General features: G+C 66.9%; 21 protein-coding genes. 13 read left to right on the plus strand and 8 right to left on the minus strand.

Annotated features, from left to right (window positions below):
- Positions 1-6 precede the first annotated feature (6 nt).
- A complete protein-coding gene (locus tag WIX41_RS14085) occupies positions 7-1,719 on the minus strand; it encodes an ArnT family glycosyltransferase (protein WP_339448527.1) in 1,713 nt (570 codons plus the stop codon).
- 134 nt (positions 1,720-1,853) lie between these two features.
- On the opposite strand from WIX41_RS14085, the gene WIX41_RS14090 reads away from it, so the two are divergent.
- From WIX41_RS14090 to WIX41_RS14100, 3 genes are all read left to right on the plus strand, one after another.
- The gene (locus WIX41_RS14090) at positions 1,854-2,555 is read left to right on the plus strand and encodes a response regulator transcription factor (protein ID WP_339448528.1); all 702 of its coding nucleotides are present in this window, start codon (positions 1,854-1,856) and stop codon (positions 2,553-2,555) included.
- Positions 2,542-3,834: a sensor histidine kinase gene (locus WIX41_RS14095; protein WP_339448529.1), complete on the plus strand. Its 1,293-nt coding sequence runs from the start codon at positions 2,542-2,544 to the stop codon at positions 3,832-3,834. Before WIX41_RS14090 ends, WIX41_RS14095 begins: the two co-directional genes overlap by 14 nt.
- Positions 3,835-3,939: 105 nt before the next feature.
- Positions 3,940-5,190 (plus strand): DUF819 domain-containing protein, encoded by a 1,251-nt coding sequence (locus tag WIX41_RS14100; RefSeq protein WP_339448531.1) that lies wholly within the window; start codon positions 3,940-3,942, stop codon positions 5,188-5,190.
- A 267-nt stretch (positions 5,191-5,457) separates the two neighbouring features.
- Here the strand turns inward: WIX41_RS14100 and WIX41_RS14105 are convergent, their stop codons facing one another.
- A complete protein-coding gene (locus tag WIX41_RS14105; protein WP_068853636.1) occupies positions 5,458-5,682 on the minus strand; it encodes a YbdD/YjiX family protein in 225 nt (74 codons plus the stop codon).
- Entirely contained in the window at positions 5,682-7,763 is a 2,082-nt protein-coding gene (locus tag WIX41_RS14110; RefSeq protein WP_339448533.1) for a carbon starvation CstA family protein, read from the minus strand. The genes WIX41_RS14105 and WIX41_RS14110 overlap by 1 nt, the downstream gene beginning before the upstream one ends.
- Before the next feature lie 203 nt (positions 7,764-7,966).
- Between WIX41_RS14110 and WIX41_RS14115 the strand changes: the two genes are divergently transcribed.
- Positions 7,967-8,818, plus strand: coding sequence for a pirin family protein (locus WIX41_RS14115; RefSeq protein ID WP_339448535.1), 852 nt, complete (start codon positions 7,967-7,969; stop codon positions 8,816-8,818).
- 50 nt (positions 8,819-8,868) lie between these two features.
- Here WIX41_RS14115 and WIX41_RS14120 read toward each other — a convergent pair whose 3' ends face one another.
- The 4 genes from WIX41_RS14120 to WIX41_RS14135 form a co-directional block, all read right to left on the minus strand.
- Positions 8,869-9,330, minus strand: coding sequence for a hypothetical protein (locus WIX41_RS14120; RefSeq protein WP_339448537.1), 462 nt, complete (start codon positions 9,328-9,330; stop codon positions 8,869-8,871).
- A gap of 195 nt (positions 9,331-9,525) precedes the next feature.
- On the minus strand, positions 9,526-10,254 hold the full coding sequence (gene aqpZ, locus WIX41_RS14125) for an aquaporin Z (RefSeq protein WP_339448539.1): 729 nt from the start codon (positions 10,252-10,254) through the stop codon (positions 9,526-9,528).
- 63 nt (positions 10,255-10,317) lie between these two features.
- On the minus strand, positions 10,318-11,181 hold the full coding sequence (locus WIX41_RS14130; protein ID WP_339448541.1) for a pirin family protein: 864 nt from the start codon (positions 11,179-11,181) through the stop codon (positions 10,318-10,320).
- 346 nt (positions 11,182-11,527) lie between these two features.
- Complete coding sequence (locus WIX41_RS14135) at positions 11,528-13,591, minus strand: 3-hydroxyacyl-CoA dehydrogenase NAD-binding domain-containing protein (protein WP_339448543.1); 2,064 nt, start codon at positions 13,589-13,591, stop codon at positions 11,528-11,530.
- 238 nt (positions 13,592-13,829) lie between these two features.
- Between WIX41_RS14135 and rpoE the strand changes: the two genes are divergently transcribed.
- From rpoE to recO, 9 genes are all read left to right on the plus strand, one after another.
- Complete coding sequence (gene rpoE / locus WIX41_RS14140) at positions 13,830-14,450, plus strand: RNA polymerase sigma factor RpoE (protein WP_339448545.1); 621 nt, start codon at positions 13,830-13,832, stop codon at positions 14,448-14,450.
- Entirely contained in the window at positions 14,447-15,280 is an 834-nt protein-coding gene (locus WIX41_RS14145) for a sigma-E factor negative regulatory protein (protein ID WP_409187405.1), read from the plus strand. Before rpoE ends, WIX41_RS14145 begins: the two co-directional genes overlap by 4 nt.
- A gap of 90 nt (positions 15,281-15,370) precedes the next feature.
- Complete coding sequence (locus WIX41_RS14150; RefSeq protein WP_339448549.1) at positions 15,371-16,894, plus strand: DegQ family serine endoprotease; 1,524 nt, start codon at positions 15,371-15,373, stop codon at positions 16,892-16,894.
- A gap of 146 nt (positions 16,895-17,040) precedes the next feature.
- A complete protein-coding gene (gene lepA / locus WIX41_RS14155; RefSeq protein ID WP_339449488.1) occupies positions 17,041-18,831 on the plus strand; it encodes a translation elongation factor 4 in 1,791 nt (596 codons plus the stop codon).
- A gap of 24 nt (positions 18,832-18,855) precedes the next feature.
- Positions 18,856-19,650, plus strand: coding sequence for a signal peptidase I (gene lepB / locus WIX41_RS14160; protein ID WP_339448551.1), 795 nt, complete (start codon positions 18,856-18,858; stop codon positions 19,648-19,650).
- Positions 19,651-19,683: 33 nt separating this feature from the next.
- Positions 19,684-20,067 carry a DUF4845 domain-containing protein gene (locus tag WIX41_RS14165; RefSeq protein ID WP_339448552.1) on the plus strand — a complete coding sequence of 128 codons (384 nt, stop codon included), beginning with the start codon at positions 19,684-19,686 and terminating at the stop codon, positions 20,065-20,067.
- Complete coding sequence (gene rnc / locus WIX41_RS14170) at positions 20,057-20,737, plus strand: ribonuclease III (protein WP_339448553.1); 681 nt, start codon at positions 20,057-20,059, stop codon at positions 20,735-20,737. The genes WIX41_RS14165 and rnc overlap by 11 nt, the downstream gene beginning before the upstream one ends.
- Entirely contained in the window at positions 20,734-21,630 is an 897-nt protein-coding gene (era, locus tag WIX41_RS14175) for a GTPase Era (RefSeq protein WP_339448554.1), read from the plus strand. The genes rnc and era overlap by 4 nt, the downstream gene beginning before the upstream one ends.
- 33 nt (positions 21,631-21,663) lie before the next feature.
- Positions 21,664-22,386, plus strand: coding sequence for a DNA repair protein RecO (recO, locus tag WIX41_RS14180; RefSeq protein ID WP_339448555.1), 723 nt, complete (start codon positions 21,664-21,666; stop codon positions 22,384-22,386).
- A gap of 36 nt (positions 22,387-22,422) precedes the next feature.
- Here recO and WIX41_RS14185 read toward each other — a convergent pair whose 3' ends face one another.
- A complete protein-coding gene (locus tag WIX41_RS14185; protein WP_409187406.1) occupies positions 22,423-23,151 on the minus strand; it encodes an Hpt domain-containing response regulator in 729 nt (242 codons plus the stop codon).
- Positions 23,152-23,170 lie beyond the last annotated feature (19 nt).

Genomic DNA, 23,170 nt, shown 5'->3' on the forward strand with positions numbered 1-23,170 from the left:
TGCGATTCAGTCGCCGTCGTCGACACCGGCTGCCGCATCCTGCGCCAGATCCGCGTGGCAGGCCGCATTCCACGCCGTGCCCGGCACCAGCCACCAGCGATTGCGGTTGGCACTGCCGATCATCACCGCCTGCGCGCGATCCACGCAGGGACTGATCGCCTGTTCCAGCACCAGCAGCCAGCGCGACTGCGGCGCTTGTGCGAGCCAGGGACCCGCGTCGTGCCACTGCTGGTCCCACGGTCGTTTGAAGCCGAAGTCGGTCACCGGCCGGTCGGCCTGCAGCAGGTTCTGCTCACGCCAGGCCAGTGCGCCCAGCTCGGCATCGGGCCCAATCCGCTCGCCCACCTGCTGCATCACCGCCGAGGCCGAGCTGTACGGACCCAGCGCCGGCATCAGGCCCCAGCCATGCAGGTTCCACAGCAGCAGGGCGGTCACCACCACCAGCGTGCCGGCGCGACGCTGGCGCAGCCAGGCGGCCAACAGCAGCACCACGACGCCGAAGCCGAGCAGCCATCCGCCCAGTACCGGCAACAGCGTCCCAGGCATTCCACGCCGGGCCAGCTGCGCATGCGCCCAGGCGCCATCGCTGAGCAGCTGCGCGCCGATCGCGGTGGCGGCCACGCCCAGCACCAGTACATAGGCCAGCAGCAGCCAACGCGTGCCGGCGCGGCGCAGCAGGCCGGGCAGCAACGGCGCGGCAGCCACGCACAGCGCCGGCAGCATCGGGAAAATGTAGACCTCGCGCTTGCCCGGGCTGGCACTGAAGAACACCAGCACCAGCAGCGCCCAGCCCAGCAGCAGCCACCAGCGCCCGTCGCCGCGGCGCAGGCGGCGCCACCACGCGGGCAGCAGGGCAGGCAGCAGCAGGCTGCCGGGCAACCACAACGTGGCCATGACCTGCAGGTAGTACCAGGCCGGCTGCACGTGGTGCCAGGCATTGGCGTAGCGGGTGCCGGTCTGCTTGAACAGCAGCTCGCGGGCGTAGGCCTGCAGCTCCGGTGTGGGATCGTTGAGCAGCGCGATGCCGAGCGGGCCCAGCCAGACCGCCGTGCCCAGCAGGAACGCCGGTAGCAGCCACAGCAATGCGCGTGCGCGGGGCAGACAGGGAGCGGGCCGGTTGCGCTGTTGCCAGCGCCACAACGCCCACGGCAGCAGCACCAGCAGCGGCAGGAAACCCACGCCCTTGGTGACGGTGCCGAGCCCGGCGGCAAAACCGGCCACCCACAGCATCCGCGTGTTGGGCCGTTCCAGCAGGTGGCGCAGCAGGGCCCACAACGACAGGGTGGTCAACGCCACCAGCACCATGTCGATCTGTGCGCGCTTGGCCATCAGGCCGAACTGCAGGCAACTGGACAACGCCAGCACTGCCCACCATGCGATGCGCCGGTTCCACAGGCGCCGGGCCAGGTCCCAGCTCAGCCATAGCGTGGCCAGCGCCGCCAGCAGCGAGGGCAGCAGGAAAGCCAGGCTCCAGTGGCCAATGACCTGGTAGGTTGCCGCCTGCATCCACATGAACACCGGCGGCTTCTCCGCGTACAGCTCGCTGCCCCGGTGTGGCAGCAGCCACTGACCGGTGTCCACCATGGCGCGTGCGGCCAGCACGAAACGGGGTTCGTCGGGCGGGGTGGGGGCGCGCAGGCCGATGCCGGCGGCCAGGGCCAGCAACAGGGCAAGGCAGGTCAACAGGCGCCAGGTGTGGCGTGGCAGGAGGGGCGACAAGGGCGACCGTTCATGGGGAAAGCGGGCACTGTCCTGCATGGCGTGTAAGAAAGGTGTCGAATCGGGTTGATTGCGACCGGATTCCGACATCCCTGGCGCTACCATGCCGGGTACCACCCCCGAGTTCCCCACGCATGCGGCTCCTGGTCATTGAAGACAACCGTCAACTGGTCGCCAACCTGTTCGAGTACTTCGAAGCGCGCGGCCACGTCCTCGACGTCGCCCCCGACGGCGTCACCGGCCTGCACCTGGCCGCGACCCAGAACTACGACGCACTGATCCTGGACTGGATGCTGCCGCGCATGGAAGGCCCGGACGTGCTGCGCCGCCTGCGTGTAGAACACGGCTCGGAAGTGCCGGTGATCATGCTCACCGCGCGCGACGAACTGCCCGACAAGATCGCCGGCTTCCGCGCCGGTGCCGATGACTACCTGACCAAGCCGTTCGCCCTGCCCGAGCTGGAAGTGCGGCTGGAGGCGCTGCGCGTGCGCGCGCAGGGCCGCAACCCGCGCAAGGTGCTGGAAGTGGCCGACCTCAGCCTGGACCTGGCCACCCTGGAAGCGCAGCGCGCCGGCCAGGCGCTGCACCTGTACCCGGCCTGCCGCAAGCTGCTGGAGGTGCTGATGCGCGCCAGCCCGGCCGCCGTGACCCGCCAGCAGCTGGAGTTCGCGTTGTGGGGCGACGAGCTGCCCGACGGCGACCTGCTGCGCTCGCATATCTACGAACTGCGCCGCAGCGTGGATGGTCCGTTCGCGCGCAAGCTCATCCACACCCTGCCGCGGGTCGGTTATCGGTTGGGCGCGGCAGCCGGTGAAGGCAGCGATGAAGCTGCGTAAGCCTGCGCCGCTGCATCGGCGACTGGTATGGTGGCTGCTCGGTTACCTGGCCATGATTTCACTGGCGGTGTTCAGTGTCGGCAACTACGTGCACGAACATGCCGAACATTCGGCCTGGCGCGCGCTGCTGAACTCCGAACTGGACAGCATCGTCAGCCACATCGAACACGAACCGCATTACCGCTGGCAGGACTCGGACACCCTGCGCCTGTTCACCGTCGATGACAGCCCCGACGTTCCGCCCATCCTGCGTACCCTGCATCCGGGACTGCACGACGGGGTGGAGATCGCCGGCCGCGCCAGCGCAGTGATGGTGCGCGACACGGCGGGGCAGGGGCGGCTGGCCCTGGCATTGGACATCAACGACTTCCACGACCTGGAAGAATTCGCCACGCGCTGGGTGATGCTGGCCAGCGTGGTGATGATCGTGGTGACGGTGGTGATGGCCTCGTTCGGTGTCAGTCGGCTGGTCAGCCCGCTGCGTTCGCTGGCGCGGCATATCGACGGCCTCAAGCCCGGTGTGCCCGGACAGCGGGTCGAGGTCGATCCGCGCGGCAGTTCCGAGCTCTACGTCATCGCCGCCGCACTGAACGACTACCTGGCGCGCAACGAACAATTCGTCGAACGCGAACGGGTGTTCATCAGCACCGCCAGCCACGAACTGCGCACCCCCATCGCGGTGATCACCGGTGCCGCCGAACTGGCGCTGGAGCAACCCGCGCTGCCCGACCGCGCGCGCCAGCAGATGCAGCGCGTACACCGCACCGCGCAGGGCGTGGAGCAGCTGATCCAGCTGCTGCTGGTGCTCGCGCGCGAACCGGCGCGCCTGGCCGCGTTGAAAGAACGCATCCCGCTGGACCAGCTGGTGCCGGACATCATCGAAGACCACCGCCACCTGATGGGTGACAAGGACCTGCAGATCGCCGTGCAGGGCTTGGCCAGCGTGGACATCATCGCGCCACTGGGCGTGGTCCAGGCCGCCATCGGCAACCTGCTGCGCAACGCCATCGAAAACAGTGGCCGCGGCACCATCACCATCAACGTGTCCGACCGTGCCGTGGTCACCCTGCAGGATCCGGGCGAAGGCATGAGCCCGGAAGAAATCGCCGCCGTCTACGCGCGCATGGCCCGCGGTGATCGCAACGGGCAGAGCGGCATCGGCCTGGAACTGATTGCCCGCCTGTGCGAACACCTCGGCTGGGCACTCACCATCGAACAGAGCGAACCGCGTGGTACCCGCATCATCCTCGATCTGAGCGCCTCGCTGCCGCAGGCCTGACCACGCGGCAGCGCAACGTGGCGCGCAGTGAAGACAATGTTAAGCTCAGGAAAGCGTCGCCTCATGCGGCGCTTTTTTTTGCCTTTTCGATCGACAGAGGATCGCATGCCGACCGAACCCAGTACTGCCCTCATCACCAACGACATCGTTGGCCTTGGCCTGATCGCCGCCACCCTGGCCCTGATTTTCTGGGCCGCCAGCGGCCCGACCCCCCTGCTGAAGAAAATCTTCGCCTGGGTGCCCGCACTGTTGCTGTGCTACTTCATCCCTGCCATCTACAACACCGCCGGCCTCATCGACGGGCACAACACCGCCCTCTACAACCCCATCGCCCGCGACGTGCTGCTGCCCGCCGCCCTGGTCCTGCTCACCCTCTCCATCGACCTCAAGGGCATCCTCAAGCTCGGCCCGAAGCTGCTCATCGTGTTCTGCGCCGGCACCTTCGGCATCATGCTCGGCGCCGTAGTGTCGTTCCAGCTGATGTCCTGGATCCACCCCGAAACCATGGCCGGCGATACCTGGGCGGGCATGGCCGCACTGGCCGGCAGCTGGATCGGTGGCGGCGCCAACATGGTCGCCATGCGCGAAGTGTTCGGCACCGACGCCACCACCTTCGGCCAGTTCGCCGTCGTCGACGTCGCCTGCGCCAGCCTGTGGATGGCCGTCCTGCTGTTCCTCGCCAACCGTGCGCAGCAGATCGACACCCGCAACGGGGCCGATACCCGCGCCATCGACGAAATGAAAGCGCGCATCAGCGCCTACGAGGCCCAGAACGCCCGCATTCCCAGCCTCACTGACCTCATGCTGATCGTCGGCGTCGCCCTGGGCGGGGTCGGCCTGGCCCACGCCATCGCCGCCCCGCTCAGTGCGTGGTTCAAAGGCAATGTCAGCTGGGCCAGCCAGTTCAGCCTCGACAGCACCTTCGTCTGGGTGGTCCTGCTCTCCACGTTGCTCGGCCTCGGCCTGAGCTTCACCCGCGCACGCAGGCTCGAATCGGCAGGCGCATCCCGCCTGGGCACCGTGTTCCTGTACTTCCTGATCGCCTGCATCGGCATGCAGATGGACCTGCTCTCGCTGCTGGATCGCCCATGGCTGTTCCTGCTCGGCGTGATCTGGATGCTGACCCACATTCTCGTCCTGTGGACCGTCGCCAAGCTGGTCAAAGCGCCGCTGTTCTTCTTCGGCATCGGCTCGATGGGCAACATTGGCGCAGCGGCATCGGCACCGGTGGTGGCAGCGGCGTTTCATCCCAGCCTGGCGCCCGTCGGCGTATTGCTGGGCACCGTGGGGTACGCCACCGGCACCGGATTGGCGTATGTAACGGGCCTGATTCTTAAATGGATGGCCGGAACGTAAGGATCCGATCAGCATCGCGAGAGCCGGCCAACGGCCGGCGCTACCGCTTTTTCGTTCCGTCATCAGGGAACTGTGGATGGCGGGGCGGCGGTGGGTTTGCGGGGGTGTGAGCCGCATGGATGCGGCGACCAAGCCCCATGGATGGGTTTACGGCGCCCCCCGCGGGCCCACCGGCGCCCCGCCATACCCGACAGAAATGCAGCGCCAAAAGAAAAGGCGGCGCGAATGCGCCGCCTTTTCTGTTTTCAAGCCATCAACAACCAGAGATCAACAGCAGCGCCCCCCATTGCGGCCGCCGTAACGCGCTTCCTGACGTTCCCGGAAGAACGTCTTGTAGTCCATTGGCGTGCGGTCCGGATGCTTCTCCAGCACGTGCCGCACGTAGTTGTCGTAGTCGGGAATGCCGCAACACAGACGTGCCGTCTGCACCAGGCGCCGCCAGATGCGGCGGTGCGCCTGGTACTGCCCGACCGGAACCAGACCCGTGCTCATCACAGGTCCGCCATCTGGTGCGGCTGCAGCGCCACGTATTCCGTCTCACGATCCGTACGCTGCGGCGTGCGGCGTGCCACCACGATCGTCTTGATCGCATAGGCCAGGATCGAGAACACCACGAACAGGAACAGCACCGTCAGTCCCGTGTTCACATACGCGTTCACCACGATCTGCTGCATCTGCCCCAGCGTCTTGGCCGGCGCCGTGATCGTGCCGCTGGCGATCGCATCCTGGTACTTGTGCGCCTGCGCCAGGAAACCCTGCGCCGGATTGCTGTCGAAGATCTTGATCAGCCCCGCATACGTCGTGCAGATCAGCAGCCATACCGCCGGCACCGCCGTCACCCACGCATAGCGGTCGCGCTTCATCTTGAACAGCACCACCGTACCCAGCATCAGCGCGATACCCGCCAGCATCTGGTTGGAAATGCCGAACAGCGGCCACAACGTCTGGATGCCACCGAACGGATCCACTACGCCCGTGTACAGCAGGTAGCCCCACAGCGCCACGCAGCCCGCCGTGGCAACGATGTTGGCCGTCCACGATTCGGTCTTCTTCAGCGCCGGAATGAAGTTGCCCAGCAGGTCCTGCAGCATGAAGCGGCCCGCACGCGTACCCGCATCCACCGCCGTCAGGATGAACAATGCCTCGAACAGGATCGCGAAGTGGTACCAGAACGCCATCATCGCGTTGCTGCCACTCGGAATCGCCTGGTGCAGGATCTGCGCGATACCCACCGCCAGCGTCGGTGCGCCACCGGCGCGGTGCAGGATCGTCGGCTCGCCGATCGCCGCCGCCGTTGCCTCCAGCTGCTCCGGCGTGATCGTGAAGCCCCACGTCGTGGTGATGTAGTGCGCCGCCGATACCGCATCGGCGCCAATCACCGCCGCCGGGCTGTTCATCGCAAAGTAGATGCCCGGATCGATGATCGAGGCCGCCACCAGCGCCATCACCGCCACGAACGATTCCATCAGCATGCCGCCGTAGCCGATGTAGCGCATGTGGCGCTCATTGGCCAGCAGCTTCGGCGTCGTGCCCGATGCGATCAGCGCATGGAAGCCCGACACCGCACCGCACGCGATGGTGATGAACAGGAACGGGAACATTCCGCCCTTCCAGACCGGACCATCGCCGCTGGCCGCGAACTGCGTCAGCGCCGGCATCTTCAGCTCCGGCATCACGATCAGGATGCCGATGGCCAGCGCCACGATCGTGCCGATCTTCAGGAACGTCGACAGGTAATCACGCGGGGCCAGCAGCAGCCACACCGGCAGCACCGACGCCACGAAGCCGTAGCCGATCAACATCCACGTGATCTGGATCCCGGTGAAGGTGAACGCCGGGCCCCAGACCGGGTCGGCCGCCACCTTGCCGCCGTACCAGATCGCCAGCAGCAGCAGGATCAACCCCACCACCGAAATCTCGCCGATCTTGCCCGGACGGATGTAGCGCATGTAGATGCCCATCAGGATCGCGATGGGCATCGTCGCAATCACCGTGAACATGCCCCACGGGCTTTCGGCCAGGGCCTTCACCACCACCATCGCCAGCACCGCCAGGATGATGATCATGATCAGGAAGGCGCCGAACAACGCGATCGTCCCGGGCACCTGGCCCATTTCCTCACGCACCAGGTCACCCAGCGAACGCCCGTTGCGGCGGCTGGAAATGAACAGGATCATGAAGTCCTGCACCGCGCCGGCCAGCACCACGCCCACCACCAGCCACAACAGGCCGGGCAGGTAACCCATCTGCGCCGCCAGCACCGGGCCCACCAGCGGGCCGGCACCGGCGATGGCCGCGAAGTGGTGGCCGAACAGCACGTGCTTGTTGGTCGGCACGTAATCTAGGCCATCGTTGTTGATCACCGCGGGCGTGGCCCGGGTGGGATCGAGCTGCATCACCTTGTCGGCGATGAACAGGCTGTAGAAGCGATACGCGATGAGATAGATGGAGACTGCGGCGACCACGATCCACAGCGCGTTGATGTGTTCGCCCCGCCGCAATGCGACGGTGCCAAGACAGAATGCGCCGAGCAGCGCGAGCGCCGCCCAACCCAGCTTGGAAAAACCTTTCATGAGATTGCGTCTCCCTGAAGAACTCCGTAAGGGTCCGCTCTGGCAGTGACCGGGTCAATGCGCGTGCGGAGGCTTGCCGCTAGTACTTTGGTCGTACACAGGTACAAAACACCACGCTTGGAACAATCGGTTGCGGGCATGACGGTTGGCGCCTCCAGGGGCTGCACCCATCTTGTATCCATCTTCCTTTCGCCGGAGTCAACATGAGCACCTCAACCCCGGTGCGCGTGCAGCGCACCATCCGTGGCATGGCTACCTCCGACGGTGCCGGCGTGCGCCTGACCCGGGTGATCGGCGGCCCGTCGCTGCCCGACCTGGACCCGTTCCTGCTGCTGGATGAATTCGGCACCGACCGCGCCGAGGATTACATCGCCGGCTTCCCCAGCCACCCGCACCGTGGCTTCGAGACCGTGACCTACATGCTCGATGGACGCATGCGGCACAAGGACAACCATGGCAACGAAGGCCTGCTGACCCCGGGCAGCGTGCAGTGGATGACCGCCGGGCGCGGGCTGGTGCATTCGGAAATGCCCGAACAGGAATCGGGGCAGATGCGTGGCTTCCAGCTGTGGGTGAACCTGCCTGCGCGCGACAAGATGACCGACCCGAAGTACCAGGAGTTCGCGCCGGACCGCATTCCGGTCGCGCAGCCGGCGCCGGGCGTGCAGGTCAAGGTGATTGCCGGGCAGGTGGGCGACACGGTCGGCCCGATCGTGCAGCCGGCTACCGATCCGCTGTACCTGGATGTGCAGCTCGATGCCGACACCGGCTGGGACTACGTGCTGCCGGAAGGCCATAACGCGTTTGCCTATGTATTCGAAGGCGCGCTGACGATCGGCGAGGGCGAGGACGCGCGTCCGCTCGATCGCCAGGAGATGGCGGTTCTGGGCGGCGGCGAACGGCTGCAACTGCGCGCCGGTGCAGCCGGTGCGCGGCTGATCCTGGTCGCCGGCCGGCCGCTGCGTGAACCGGTCATGCGCCACGGCCCGTTCGTGATGAACACCCGGCAGGAACTGATGCAGGCCTTCGTCGATTTCCAGGAAGGCCGCTTCTGAAACCCGGTAGCGCCGGCCGTTGGCCGGCCAACGGCCGGCGCTACCGTAGATCACCGTTCGGCGGCAACCGCCGAAGGATTGAGGTTCATGCTCTGCGACATCGTCTGCAGCGTTCGCAGCTCGCTGGCGTCGCCGGCGTACAGGGAAATCTGGGCGTAGCGGTTCTTGTCGAACTTGACCACGGTCACCCGGCGTGTGGCATACCCCGGCGGCTGCTGTCCGCCAAGATCGGGGTGGTACCAGTACAACGACTCGCCGGCGAACGCGCCCTTTTCCTGACGGAGCGGGCGTTCCAGCGGAATGTTCGGGTCGCGCCCGGAGAGCATCAGGGTCATGACCTCGCGCCCTTCGGCGGTGCTGGCCTTGCACAGCACAAAGCTGGGCTCGACCTGTTCCTGCCATTGCAGGCCGCTGGTCTCGGGCAGGGCCGGACATTTGGCCACGGATTGCGCCGAGGCGATGCCGGCCGTCAGTGACAGTCCAAGGAATATCAAGGCGTGCAGGATCTTCATGCGTTCCCCCAAGTGTGCAAGTAGCCGTGCCGTCCCCTGCGGGCGCTTCCGGTGGCCAAGCGTTCCCTGGCCGATGTGCTGCGCATGCCCCATGCGCGTACCGGAAGGACCCGTCAGGTGACGGTCTGGTGATTTCGACCTTAACGGAATGTGACCGGATCTTCAAATAACCGTTTCAAATGATTCTGAACCCGGTTACCGAGGGGGCGTTTCGGCGCCGATCCACTTGTAGGCGATGCCGCCGATCAGGCCGCCCAGCAGCGGGGCCAGCCAGAACAGCCACAGTTGGCCGAGCGCGCCGCTGCCGGCGAATACGGCCACGGCGGTGGAGCGGGCCGGGTTCACGGAGGTATTGGTGACCGGGATGCTGATCAGGTGGATCAGGGTCAGGGCCAGGCCGATGGCCAACGGGGCGAACCCGGCCGGGGCGCGGCCATGGGTGGCACCCATGATGACGACCAGGAACATGGCGGTCAGTACGACTTCGCACAGGAACGCGGCGGCGACGCTGTAGCCGCCGGGCGAAAGTGCGCCGTAACCATTGCTGGCAAAGGCACCGGCCTGGCTGCCGTCGATCTGGAAGCCGAGCGCACCGGAGGCGATCTGCAGCAGGATGAAACCGGCCAGCAGGCCGCCCAGCACCTGGGCGACGATGTAGGGCAGCAGGTCGCGCGCGGGGAAGCGTCCCCCGGCCCACAGGCCGACGCTGACGGCGGGGTTGAAGTGGGCGCCGGAGACATGGCCGAACGCGTAGGCGCCGGTCAGTACGGTGAGGCCAAAGGCCAGGGCGACGCCGAGGAAGCCGATGCCCAGCGGGTTGCCATCCCCGCCGAATTTCGCTGCGAGGACGGCGCTGCCACAGCCGCCGAGAACCAGCCAGAAGGTGCCGAGGAACTCGGCGGCCACACGCTTGCTCATGCTCATTGAAGATCTCCACGCGGATGCCCAGGGGGAATCACGTCGGAAATCGGATGATGCAGCGCGTACTCAGTACTCCGGCAACGGAATGAATTCCTTGTCGTCGCCGGGAATGGTGCCGAACTCCCCCGATTCCCACTCGTGCTTGGCCTGCTCGATGCGTTCCTTGGAACTGGACACGAAGTTCCACCAGAGGTGGCGCGGTCCGTCCAGGGGTTCACCACCGAGCAGCATGGCCTTCAACGGAGTCTTGGCACGCAACCGGCCACGGGCGCCGGCTTCGGGAATGATCAGGTGCTGGGCGGGAAGATCCACGCCGTCGAGCTGGGCGTCGCCTTCGAGGATATAGAGGGCGCGTTCGACGTGGCCGGTGTCGAGGTCGAGTTCGGCGCCGGGCTCAAGGTCGATGGCGACGTTGAGGGTGTCGGCGAATACCTTGACCGGGGATTCTTCGCCATAGGCACGGCCGGCGATGACGCGCAGCCAGGCGCCGTTGCGGCGCTGCTGGGGCAGGGTGGCGGCGGCGTGGTGGTAGAAGGCAGGGTCGGTTTCTTCGAAGTTCTTCGGCAGCGCGACCCAGGTCTGCATGCCGTGGATGGGGTGGTCGTGTTCGCGTTCGACCGGCGGGGTGCGTTCGGAGTGGGCGATGCCGCGGCCGGCAGTCATCCAGTTGACGTCGCCGGGGCGGATGACCTGGTCCGAGCCCAGGGTGTCGCGGTGGCCGATGGCGCCGGACCACAGGAAGGTGACGGTGGCCAGGCCGATATGCGGGTGCGGGCGGACGTCGATGCCGGCGCCGGGGGCCATGACGGCGGGGCCCATCTGGTCGACGAACACGAACGGGCCGACGCTGCGGGCCTGGATGCTGGGCACGGCGCGGCGGACTTCGAGGCCGCCGATGTCATGGACGCGCGGGGCGATGATGGTCGTCATGCGGGCTTTCTCGTTGGCGGGGACAGGTCGAAAGGATGGCACGGTGTTTCATCTGCTGCATGGCCCGTTCGGGTAACAGGTTGTTTCGTTTCCAAAGCCTTGGTTTGCAGGTTTCACTGTTTTGGGCCGGCGGGGGTGGGTTTGTGGGGGACGCTGCAAGTACGTCCATGTAAGCTCAGTCGCCGCATCCATGCGGCTCATGCCCCCACAAACCCACCCCCGCCGACCCTTCGATACTTGGCGGGTGGCCACGGTGAAGGCACCGGCAAAAGCAAAACGCCACCTCGCGGTGGCGTTTTGTAGCGCCGGGCTCTGCCCGGCTGCTCTTGGCGCGATCCCGCTGCGCCTAGATCACCGGTTCACGCAACACCGCCGCATCCCAACCCGGGCGCGGTGCGAAACGGTCGCCGTGGCGCTGCTGCAGCACCTTCAAACGTTCCACCAGCGCATCGGCGCCGGTGGCGCGGATGTGCTGGATCGGGCCGCCGCGGAACGGGGCAAAGCCGGTGCCGAAGATCACGCCGGCATCGAGCAGGTCGGCGTCGGCCACCACGCCTTCGTGCAGGCAGGCGACGGCTTCGTTGAGCAGGGGCAGGATCAGGCGGTCTTCCAGGTCGGCCGGGGCCTGGTAGTTGGCGGGCATGTCGGGCTTCTGGGCGCGGCCGTTGTCCCACTTGTAGATGCCCTGGCCATCCTTCTTGCCGCGCTTGCCCGGTTCGACGGTCTGCAGGGCAGCGGGGATCTGCAGGCCGAGGAAGGGGGCGAGTTCCTTGCCGACGCCGGCGGCGACGTCCAGGCCGACGGTATCGAGCAGTTCGATCGGGCCCATCGGCATGCCGAACTTGACGGCGGCCTTGTCGATGACCGGGCCGGGCACGCCTTCGGCGTAGGCGGTGGCCGCTTCGAGCATGTACGGGAACAGCACGCGGTTGACCAGGAAGCCGGGGGTGCCGGCGACGGGGACCGGGAACTTGCCGAGGGCCTTGCAGAAGGAGGCGAGGCGGCGTTCGGTTTCCGGGGCCATGCCGTCGTGGTGGATGATTTCCACCAGCGGCATCTGGGCGACGGGGTTGAAGTAGTGCAGGCCGGCGAACTGGGCCGGGCGCTGGATGTGGTCGCGCAGTTCCACCAGCGGGATGGAGGAGGTGTTGGTGGTCAGCAGGGCATCGGCCTTCATCTTCGGCTCGAGCGTCTGGTAGAGGCCACGCTTGGCTTCGGCGTCTTCGATGATGGCTTCGATGACCAGGTCGGCCACGGCCACGCCGTCACCGGCCAGGTCGGCCTTGAGGCGGGCGGCGACGGCGGGGCGCTTGCTCTCGTCGCGCACCTTCTTGGCGAACAGCGCCTGGGCGCGTTCGATGGCCGGGTCGATGAAGCGCTGCTCGCGGTCCTGCAGGGTGACCTCGAAGCCCTTGTAGGCCGACCACGCGGCGATGTCGCCGCCCATCACGCCGGCGCCGACCACATGCACGTGGCGGATGCCGTGATCCTTGCCGCCCAGCGCCTTCAGGCGCTCGGTCAGGAAGAAGATGCGGATCAGGTTGCGCGCGGTGGGGGTGCCGGCCAGCTTGACCACGGCGCGGCGTTCGGCGTCCAGGCGGGCCTGGATGCCGCTGCCACCGGTGCGGGCCCAGGTGTTGATCAGCGCGTAGGGCGCGGGGTAATGGTCCTTCTTGGCCTTGCGGGCGACCTGCTTGGCCATCTGCGGGGCGAGCATCCTGCGCGCCAGCCAGGTGTTGGTGGCCCAGGCGGTCAGGCGCTGCCTGAACGGGCGGGTGGTGCCCGACAGGCCCAACGCCACGGCGGTATCGAGCAGCACCGCCGGTGCGACGACCTTGTCGACGAGGCCGATGTTGCGGGCGGCCGATGCCGACAGGTTGCGGCCGGTCAGCATCATGTCCATGGCCGCGGGCGCGCCGACCAGCTGCGGCAGGCGGGCGCTGCCACCCCAGCCGGGGAAGATGCCCAGTTGGGTCTCGGGCAGGCCGATCCGGGTGGAAGGATCGTTGGAGGCCACGCGGTAACGGCAGGCCAGCGCCAGCTCGGTGCCGCCCCCCAGGCAATGGCCGTGGATGGCCGCCACGGTCGGGCAGGGCAGCTCGGCCAGCTTCTGGTAGGTGGTCTGGCCCCGGCGGATGGCGTCGTTGACCGTGCCGCGGCGGTCGAACGCCTGGAACTCCTTCAGATCGGCACCGGCGATGAACCCGGCCGGCTTGATCGACTGCACCACCACCGCTTTGGGCGGATCCAGCGCCAGGCGTTCGATCAGGTCACCCAGTTCCAGCAGGACGTCCTGCGACATCGCATTGACGCTGCTGTCGTGGCGGTCGAGGCTGAGCACCACGACACCATCGTCACGGATCTCGGGGTGCCAATGTGAGAAGCGGAGCCCATCGAAGCCTGAAAGCATGGGAGCGTTCCATCCGGTTGTGTATGGAGAAGGGGGCTATGATCCAGAGGTTGTTTCCTCCCCGTCAAATCCCAATAGCTGGGGGGTAGGGAGGACCCGGTTCATGGCCGTGATCTGGAACCTTAACGGAACGGTGGTTAAAAGCTGGTACGGCGTGCGGTGATCGGCGCTGAACTTTTCCCGGGATTGGCAGTCTCATTGCCCGACGTCGGTTGGGCTGACAGGAGTGCGGCCCCCCATGGCCGAGGTTGAAACACCACAGGAGCTGGACCTGGAGCTGGTCCGGCGCGTGCAGCGCGGCGAAAGCGCGGCGTTCGATGTGCTGGTGCGCAAGTACCAGCATCGGATCGTTGCGTTGATCGGGCGCTACATCGCCGACTGGAGTGAATGTCAGGACGTTGCCCAGGATACGTTCGTCCGCGCGTACCGCGCGATCGGCAGTTTCCGCGGCGACGCCCAGTTCTATACCTGGTTGCACCGGATCGCCGTGAATACTGCCAAGAACCATCTCGCCGCCCACAACCGCCGCCCGCCCACCGATGACATCGACATCGGGGACGCCGAACTGTTCGACAGCGGCACCCGCCTGCGCGACACCGACACGCCCGAACGCGAGTTGATGCGCCAGGAGTTGGAGCAGACGGTGATGAAGGCGGTATCGGCGTTGCCGGAAGAATTGAGATCGGCCATCACCCTGCGCGAGGTTGAAGGCCTGAGCTATGAGGAAATCGCGCAGAAGATGGGGTGCCCGATCGGCACCGTGCGGTCGCGGATCTTCCGCGCCCGCGAGGCGATCGACACTGAACTTCGGCCGCTGCTGGATGTCGGCAGCGCCACCCGCGAGAAGAGCCGCGTATGAACCACGAGATGCCTGACAAATTCGATGCCCACCACCGCCAGCAGCTGTCGGCACTGGTCGACGGTGAGCTGCCGCTGGAAGAAGCGCGTTTCCTGCTGCGCCGGCTGGAACATGACGAGGCGCTGTCCGGCTGCCACGAGCGCTGGCAACTGCTCGGCGATGTGCTGCGCGGGCAGGCCTGCGCGCCGGCACCGCTGGGCTTTGCCGAACGTATCCAGCTCGTCGTGGCCGCCGAGCCGGCACCGGTGCTGCTGGCTGCAACGTCGGTTCCGCGCGAACGCCGTGGCAGTCTGCTGCGGTGGGGCGGCGGTGCCGCGTTGGCGGCGTCGGTGGCTGCCATTGCACTGTTCATGAGCCGCGAGCAGCTGCCTGGGCAGCTGCCGCCGGATGCGCCCATCACGATCATTGCCAGCCAGGCGCAGCTGCCGCCGGCACCGCCGCGCGCGCCGTTGAACCCCACCGTGGTGGCCGATGCCGCCCTGGCGGTGGCCGCCGTGCCGGCCGCAGCGGTCAACGCACGCCGAACCAGTGCCACCCGTACCCAGCAGGCCGCGCGCAGCGTGGCCAGCCGCAGCGCCGAACCGGTGCGTGCGGTGGCCAGCGCGCCGGCGCCAACCCCGGTCGTGCCGGCGATCGGTGCCCGTTCCCTGCCGTTCGTTGATGCCGCCAACCTGCAGGCCCGGCCGTGGCCGCGCTCGACCCTGGGCAGCAACGGTGCGCTCAACGCCAGCTTCTCCACCCAGGAGCCGCAGGCGGCGTTCTATCCGTTCGAACCGCGTCTGCAGGATGACGCGGCCGACGCGCCGCCGGCACGTCGCCAGCGCGATTGAATCCTGCATCCCTTTCTTCCATCCAGGCGCTGCACCTCGGTGCAGCGCGCCCCTCTCCCTGATGATCCCTGACCCGGAGGCTCGAGTCTGATGACCGCCCGTATCCGTACGCATGCCATGGTGCTGTTGGCCATGACCCTTCCGCTGATGGCCTGCGCCCAGGCACCCGCGCCGGCTGCCTCGACGGTCGCCGCTACCCCGCGTGCGCCGGCCGCACCGCTGGTCAGCGGCCTGCCTGACTTCACCAACCTGGTCGAGCAGGTCGGCCCGGGCGTGGTCAATATCGAAACCACCATCGTGCGCAGCAACCGCCAGGCGCGCGGCGCCGGTCCTGGTCCGGGTCCGGGCGACGATGAGATGCCCGAATTCTTCCGCCGCTTCTTCGGCCCCGACTTCCAGATGCCGGGCCAGCCCGGTGGCGACGATGAAGGCCCAAGCATCCGCGGCCGTGGCATGGGTTCGGGCTTCATCATCTCGCCCGACGGCTATGTGCTGACCAATCACCACGTGGTGGCCGACGCCGGCGAAGTGAAGGTCAAGCTCGGTGACCGCCGCGAATTCACCGCCAAGGTCATCGGCAGCGACCAGCAGTACGACGTGGCCCTGCTCAAGATCGATGCGAAGAACCTGCCGACCGTGCGCGTGGGCGATTCCAACACGCTCAAGCCGGGTCAGTGGGTGGTCGCGATCGGCTCGCCGTTCGGCCTGGACCACTCGGTCACCGCCGGCGTGGTCAGCGCGGTCGGGCGCAGCACCGGTGGCCAGGACCAGCGCTATGTGCCGTTCATCCAGACCGACGTGGCCATCAACCAGGGCAACTCCGGCGGTCCGCTGCTCAATACCCGCGGTGAAGTGGTGGGCATCAACTCGCAGATCTTCTCCGCCTCGGGCGGCTACATGGGCATCAGCTTCGCGATCCCGATCGACCTGGCCATGGGCGCGGTCGACCAGATCAAGAAGAACGGGCGGGTGAGTCGTGGCCAGCTCGGCGCGATCGTCGGCGCCATCACCGGCGACGTGGCGCAGGGCTTCAACCTGCCCGACAGCCGGGGTGCGCTGGTCAACGAGCTGGTCCCCGGCAGCGCTGCAGCCAAGTCCGGACTGGAAGTGGGCGATGTGATCCGCTCGGTCAACGGCACCGCGATCAACACCTTCAGCGACCTGCCGCCGCTGATCGGTGCACAGCCGCCGGGCAGCAAGGTGCGCCTGGGCGTGCTGCGCGACGGCCGCGAGCGTGAGATCACGGCCACCCTGACCGAGCTGGCCGAGGATGCCGCGCGCGGTACCGCCGGTCCGGCGGCGCCGGACGCCGCCCCGCAGGTGGGTGCCAATGCCCTGCTGGGGCTGGACGTGGCCGACCTGACCGCGTCGCAGCGTCAGCAGCTCGGGCTTGAATCGGGCGAGGGCGTGCGGATCACCCAGGTCAAGGGGCAGGGCGCCCGGGATGCCCGGTTGTCGCCGGGCATGGTGATCCTGCAGGTCGGGCGCACCCCGGTGGGCAGCGTGGCCGCGCTGAACAAGGCACTGGGGAGCTACAAGAAGGGTGACGTGGTCATGTTGCTGATCCGTGCCAGCGGCAACAGCGCCTTCGTGGCGGTCAAGACCGGGCAGTAAGCCCCGCCACCGCAGCGTTTCCGGGCCCGCTTCGGCGGGCCCGGTCGTATTTGGCTACCCGGCACGCGGGGAGGGGTCGGCCATGCGATAATGTGCCGTTATCCTGACGACGCGACGCGCCGCCGCCACCTATGTCCTCTGATTCGATGCGGAACATCCGCAACTTCTCCATCATTGCCCACGTCGACCACGGCAAGTCCACGCTGGCCGATCGCATCATCCAGCTTTGCGGTGGCCTCCAGGCCCGCGAGATGGAGGCGCAGGTGCTCGACTCCAATCCGATCGAGCGTGAGCGCGGCATCACCATCAAGGCCCAGTCGGTGTCGCTGCCGTACCTGGCCAAAGATGGGCAGACCTACCACCTGAACTTCATCGACACCCCCGGGCACGTCGACTTCTCCTATGAAGTCAGCCGCTCGCTGGCCGCCTGCGAAGGCGCGCTGCTGGTGGTCGATGCGGCCCAGGGCGTGGAAGCGCAGTCGGTGGCCAACTGCTACACCGCTGTCGAACAGGGCCTGGAAGTGGTGCCGGTGATCAACAAGATCGACCTGCCCACCGCCGATATCGAGCGCGCCAAGGCTGAAATCGAAGCCGTGATCGGCATCGACGCCACCGACGCGGTGCCGGTCAGCGCCAAGACCGGCCTGAACGTGGTGGACGTGCTGGAGGCGATCGTGCATCGCATCCCGCCGCCGGTGCCGCGCGATACCGACAAGCTGCAGGCATTGATCATCGACTCGTGGTTCGACAACTACCTGGGCGTGGTCTCGCTGGTGCGCGTGATGCAGGGCCAGATCAAGGCCGGCGACAAGCTGCAGGTGATGTCCACCGGCCGCAACCACCAGGTCGACAACGTCGGCGTGTTCACCCCCAAACGCAAAGTGCTGCCGGCGCTCCGTGCCGGTGAAGTGGGCTGGGTCACGGCCAGCATCAAGGACGTGCACGGTGCCCCGGTGGGCGACACCCTGACCCTGGCCGCCGATCCGGCCGCCAAGCCACTGCCCGGCTTCCAGGAAATGCAGCCGCGCGTGTTTGCCGGCCTGTTCCCGGTCGACGCCGAGGACTACCCGGACCTGCGCGAAGCGCTGGACAAGCTGCGCCTGAACGACGCCGCGCTGCGTTTCGAGCCGGAAAGCTCCGAGGCGATGGGCTTCGGTTTCCGCTGCGGCTTCCTGGGCATGCTGCACATGGAAATCGTGCAGGAGCGCCTGGAGCGCGAGTACAACCTGGACCTGATCAGCACCGCGCCGACGGTGGTCTACGAGGTCCTCAAGACCGACGGCACGATCATCAACATGGACAATCCGGCCAAGTTGCCGCCGGTGAACATGGTCGATGAAATCCGCGAGCCGATCATCCGCGCCAACGTGCTCACCCCCGAGGAGTACATCGGCAACATCATCAAGCTGTGCGAGGAAAAGCGCGGCAGCCAGATCGGCATCAACTACCTGGGCAGCCAGGTACAGATCAGCTACGAGCTGCCGATGGCCGAGGTGGTGCTGGACTTCTTCGACAAGCTCAAGTCGGTCAGCCGCGGCTATGCCTCGCTGGACTACCACTTCGTGCGTTTCGATGCCGGTCCGTTCGTGCGCGTGGACGTGCTGATCAACGGCGACAAGGTCGACGCGCTGTCGCTGATCGTGCACCGCAGCCATGCCGACCGGCGCGGCCGCGAGCTGTGTGAAAAGATGAAGGAGCTGATCCCGCGGCAGATGTTCGACGTGGCCATCCAGGCCGCCGTCGGCTCGCAGATCATCTCCCGCACCACGGTCAAGGCCATGCGCAAGAACGTGCTGGCCAAGTGCTATGGTGGCGACGTTTCGCGCAAGAAGAAGCTGCTGGAGAAGCAGAAGGAAGGCAAGAAGCGCATGAAGCAGGTGGGCCGCGTGGAGATTCCGCAGGAAGCCTTCCTGGCCGTGCTGCAGATGGACAAGTAAGGCACCCGTTCCCAAGGACACCGCATGAAACTGTTTGAAATCCTGCTGGTCGTACTGACGCTGGCCTCGGGCCTGATCCTGCTGGCCGACAAGCTGTACTTCGCCAAACGCCGCGCCGCGCGCGCCGGCCTGCTGGACAGCGAGCCGGTGCTGGTCGACTACTCCCGGGCGTTCTTCCCGGTGCTGGCGATCGTGCTGGTGGTACGCAGCTTCATTGCAGAGCCGTACAAGATCCCGTCCAGTTCGATGATGCCGAACCTGCTGATCGGCGATTTCATCCTGGTCAACAAGTTCGCCTATGGCCTGCGCCTGCCGCTGAACAACGCCAAGATCGTCCCGATCGGCGAGCCGGCCCGCGGCGACGTGGTGGTGTTCCACTTCCCGGGCCATTCGGAGAACGACCCGAACAAGGGCGAGAACTTCATCAAACGCGTGATCGGCGTGCCGGGCGACGAGGTCGCCTTCCAGGGCGATGGCGTCATCCTCAATGGCACCCCGCTCAAGTACGAGAACAAGGGGTTGTATGCGGGTCATCGTGGCCAGGGGGAGGGTGCCTCGCTGCTGGTGGAGCACCTGCCGGGCCGCACCCATACCGTGCTGGAGACCGATTACCCGCGTGGCGAGGGCCAGTGGACCGTGCCGCCGGGCAAGTACCTGGTGATGGGCGACAACCGCGACAACAGCGATGATGGCCGCTTCTGGGGCCTGCTGCCGGAGGAAAATCTCCGTGGCAAGGCCTTCCTGATCTGGCTGAACTGCTCGGGCTGGTTCTGCAGGGATGGCTTCGAACCGTCCCGCATCGGCACCGGCATCAACTGATTCCATGGCAAACGCGTATCTGGGGAGAACGCAATGAAGACGATGAAGATGCAGCGTGGCATGACCCTGACCTCGTTCCTGGTCGTGCTGTGCATCGTGGGGTTCGGCCTGTACATCGGCATGAAACTGTTCCCGATGTACTCGGAGTTCTATGCAGTGAAGACCGCGCTCAAGGGCGTGGCGAAGGAACCCGGGGTGGCCAACATGGAGCCGGGCAAAGTACAGGAAATGTTCTTCCGCCGGCTGGACATCAGCTATTCGGAGAACGTCAAGCCGGCCAACGTCAAGTTCGAACGCGTCAGCGGCGGCTGGAACATGAAGGTCAACTACGAAGTGCGTCGCCCGCTGGTGGGCAACCTCGACGTGGTTGGAAAATTTGATGCACACCAGGAATTGACCCTCAGCGGTGCCGAATAACACTTTTCAACGTGGTGACCGCATTGGTCACGCCTTCCAGGATCCGGGCCTGCTCCAGCAGGCCCTGACGCATCGCAGCGCCGGCACGCCCAACAACGAGCGGCTGGAATTCCTTGGCGACAGCATCGTCAACATGATGGTTGCCCAAGCCCTCTACCAGCGTTGGCCCAAGGCCGACGAAGGGGCGCTGACCCGGGCCCGCGCCGAGCTGGTGCGCGAAGGTGCGCTGGCGGTGATCGCCCGCACCCTGGAGCTGGGCGAACGCCTGATCCTGGGGCCGGGGGAAATGAAATCCGGTGGCCATCGGCGGGACTCGATCCTGGCCGACGCCCTGGAAGCGGTAGTGGCCGCCATCTACCTGGATGCAGGCTTTGCGGTCTGCCAGGCGGTGGTGCTGCCCTGGTTCGGCCCCTCCATGGAGGCGTTGCCAGCGACCGGCAAGCCCGAAAAAGACCCCAAGACCCGCCTCCAGGAATGGCTGCAAGGCCGACAGAAGGCGTTGCCGCTGTACGAATTGGTGTCAGAATCAGGCGACGATCATGCCAAGACCTTCCGGGTACGCTGCGGCGTAGCCGATCCCGCTGTCAGCACCGAAGGCGAAGGTGCCTCGCGACGGCTGGCCGAACAACAGGCGGCTGCAGCCGCCCTCGAGCAACTGGATTCCAAGTGAGCGAAGCAACCCCCCATCATTGCGGCAGCGTGGCCGTCATCGGCCGCCCCAACGTCGGCAAGTCGACCCTGACCAACGCCCTGGTCGGCGCCAAGGTCAGCATCGTGTCCAACCGGCCGCAGACCACCCGCCACCGGTTGCTGGGCATTGCCAGCTACCCGGAAGGGCAGCTGGTGCTGGTCGATACGCCTGGCCTGCACCGCGTGCAGAAGCGGGCCATGAACCGGGTGATGAACCGCGCCGCGCGCGGCTCGCTCGAAGGCGTGGACGCCGGCATGCTGGTGATCGAGGCCGGCCGTTGGGACGAGGAAGACACCCTGGCGTTCAACGTGCTCAGCGACGCCGGTGTTCCGGTAGTGCTGGTGGTCAACAAGGTCGATCGCCTGAAGGACAAGGCCGCACTGCTGCCGTTCCTGCAGCAGGTCACCGAAGGCCGTACGTTCGCGGCCGTGCACCCCATTTCCGCGCAGAAGCGCAACGGCCTGGAAGCGCTGGTGCGCGACCTGCTCAAGCTGCTGCCCGAGGCCCCGCCGATGTTCGGCGAAGACGAAATCACCGACCGCAGCCAGCGTTTCCTTGCCGGCGAACTGGTCCGTGAGCAGCTGATGCGCCAGCTGGGTGAAGAGCTGCCGTATGCCACCACGGTGGAAATCGAGCGCTTCGTCGAAGACGGCAACCTGCTGCGCATCGGTGCGGTGATCTGGGTCGAGCGCGAAGGCCAGAAGGCGATCGTGATCGGCAAGGGCGGTACCCGCCTGAAGGACATCGGCGCCAAGTCGCGCATGCAGATGGAACGCCTGTTCGGCGCCAAGGTGTTCCTGGAAACCTGGGTGCGCGTGCGCGAAGGCTGGTCGGACGACGAGGCCGCGCTGAAGGCGTTCGGCTACGAGTAAACCCGGCAGGGTTGCCGCTCGACGCCCCTGGCCATGCGTATCGACGACGAACCGGCTTTCGTGCTGCATGCCCGCTCCTGGCGGGAGACCAGCCTGCTGGTTGAGGTGCTGACCGAGCAGCATGGGCGGATCGGGGTGTTGGCCCGAGGGGTGAGCAGCCCGCGCAGCCAGGCGCTGCGCGCCGCGCTGCAACCCTTGCAGTGGATCCGCCTGACGGCGGTGCAGCGGGGCGAACTGGCCCAGCTGCGCGGGGCCGAAGCGCTGGACGCCGCGCCCCGGTTGACCGGCGATGCCATGTTGGCCGGCTTCTATGTCAACGAACTGGTGATGCGGCTGGCGCCCCGCCAGGACCCGCTGCCCGAGTTGTACGACCATTACGGGCAGGTGCGCCAGCGCTTGGCGGCCGCCGAGCCGTTGGCCTGGACCCTGCGGCGGTTTGAACGCGATCTGCTGGAGGCGTTGGGATTTGGCTTCGATCTGGCGCACGGCAGCGATGGCGAGCCGATCGACCCGGCCGCCCGCTATGAGCTGGATCCGCTGGAAGGGCCGCGGCGGCTGTTGAGCGAGCGCGGGGTTGATCCTCGGCGGGGGACGGCGACCGGGAGTGCGCTGTTGGCGCTGGCCGAAGACCGGCTGCTGGGGGCCGACGACCTGGCCAGCCTGCGTCGCGGCATGCGCGCGGTGCTGCTGCACCACCTGGGCGGACGCGGCCTGAAATCATGGGAGATGCTGGAGGATCTGGCGCGCCGACGGTGATTCGCGCCCCCCATGGCGTGCCCCTACGCCGTCCCGTCAATGCAACAGGGATTCGACGGCCGCGCGGAACTGGGTGTGGGCGCCATTGGATTCGGGGGCCTGGTGCAGCTGGCGTACCGCGCGGGCCAGGCGGGCGGCGCCGACGAAGCCGCAGCTGGCCTGGAGCCGGTGCAGCTGGCCCTTCAAGGTGCCCACATCGTGCTGCTGGACCGCCTGGGCCACCGCGTCGCGTACCCCGGGCAGCTCGGCCAGGAACAGCTCGCGCAGGGCGATCAGGTGATGGCGTTGCCCATTCAGGGCGGCCAGTGCGGTGATTTCGTCCCAGTCCTCGCGTTCGACCTCGTTGCTGCCGCCCGTTGCCGCCGGAGCTGCGCTGCCGGGGCTGTTGACCAGCGCACGGCGCACGGCCTGCAGCAGCTGCTCGCGGCTGAGCGGCTTGACCAGGGTTTCGCTGAAACCGTCATCACGCAGACGGGCATGGATGCTGGTGTCGCCATCGGCTGTGTGGGCCAGTGCCGGCGTGTCCGGCCGCGACGCGCGCAACGCACGCAGCAGTTCGCTGCCGTTGCCGTCCGGCAGGTTCACATCGATCAGCCACAGGTCGTGTTCGCTGCGGCGCCCCCGTTCCAGGGCGCTGGCCAGCGAATCGGCGGTCTCTACCTGCGCGGGCAGGGTCTCCAGCGCGGCCCGGAAAAAGCCGCGGCTGATGGTGTCGTCCTCGACGAGCAGGAATCGGGGCATGGGAACCCTCGGGGTCATCTGCATTGGGGGCTGCCTCCATGTC

The sequence above is a fragment of the Stenotrophomonas sp. AB1(2024) genome (assembly GCF_037482345.1).
Lineage (GTDB): Bacteria > Pseudomonadota > Gammaproteobacteria > Xanthomonadales > Xanthomonadaceae > Stenotrophomonas.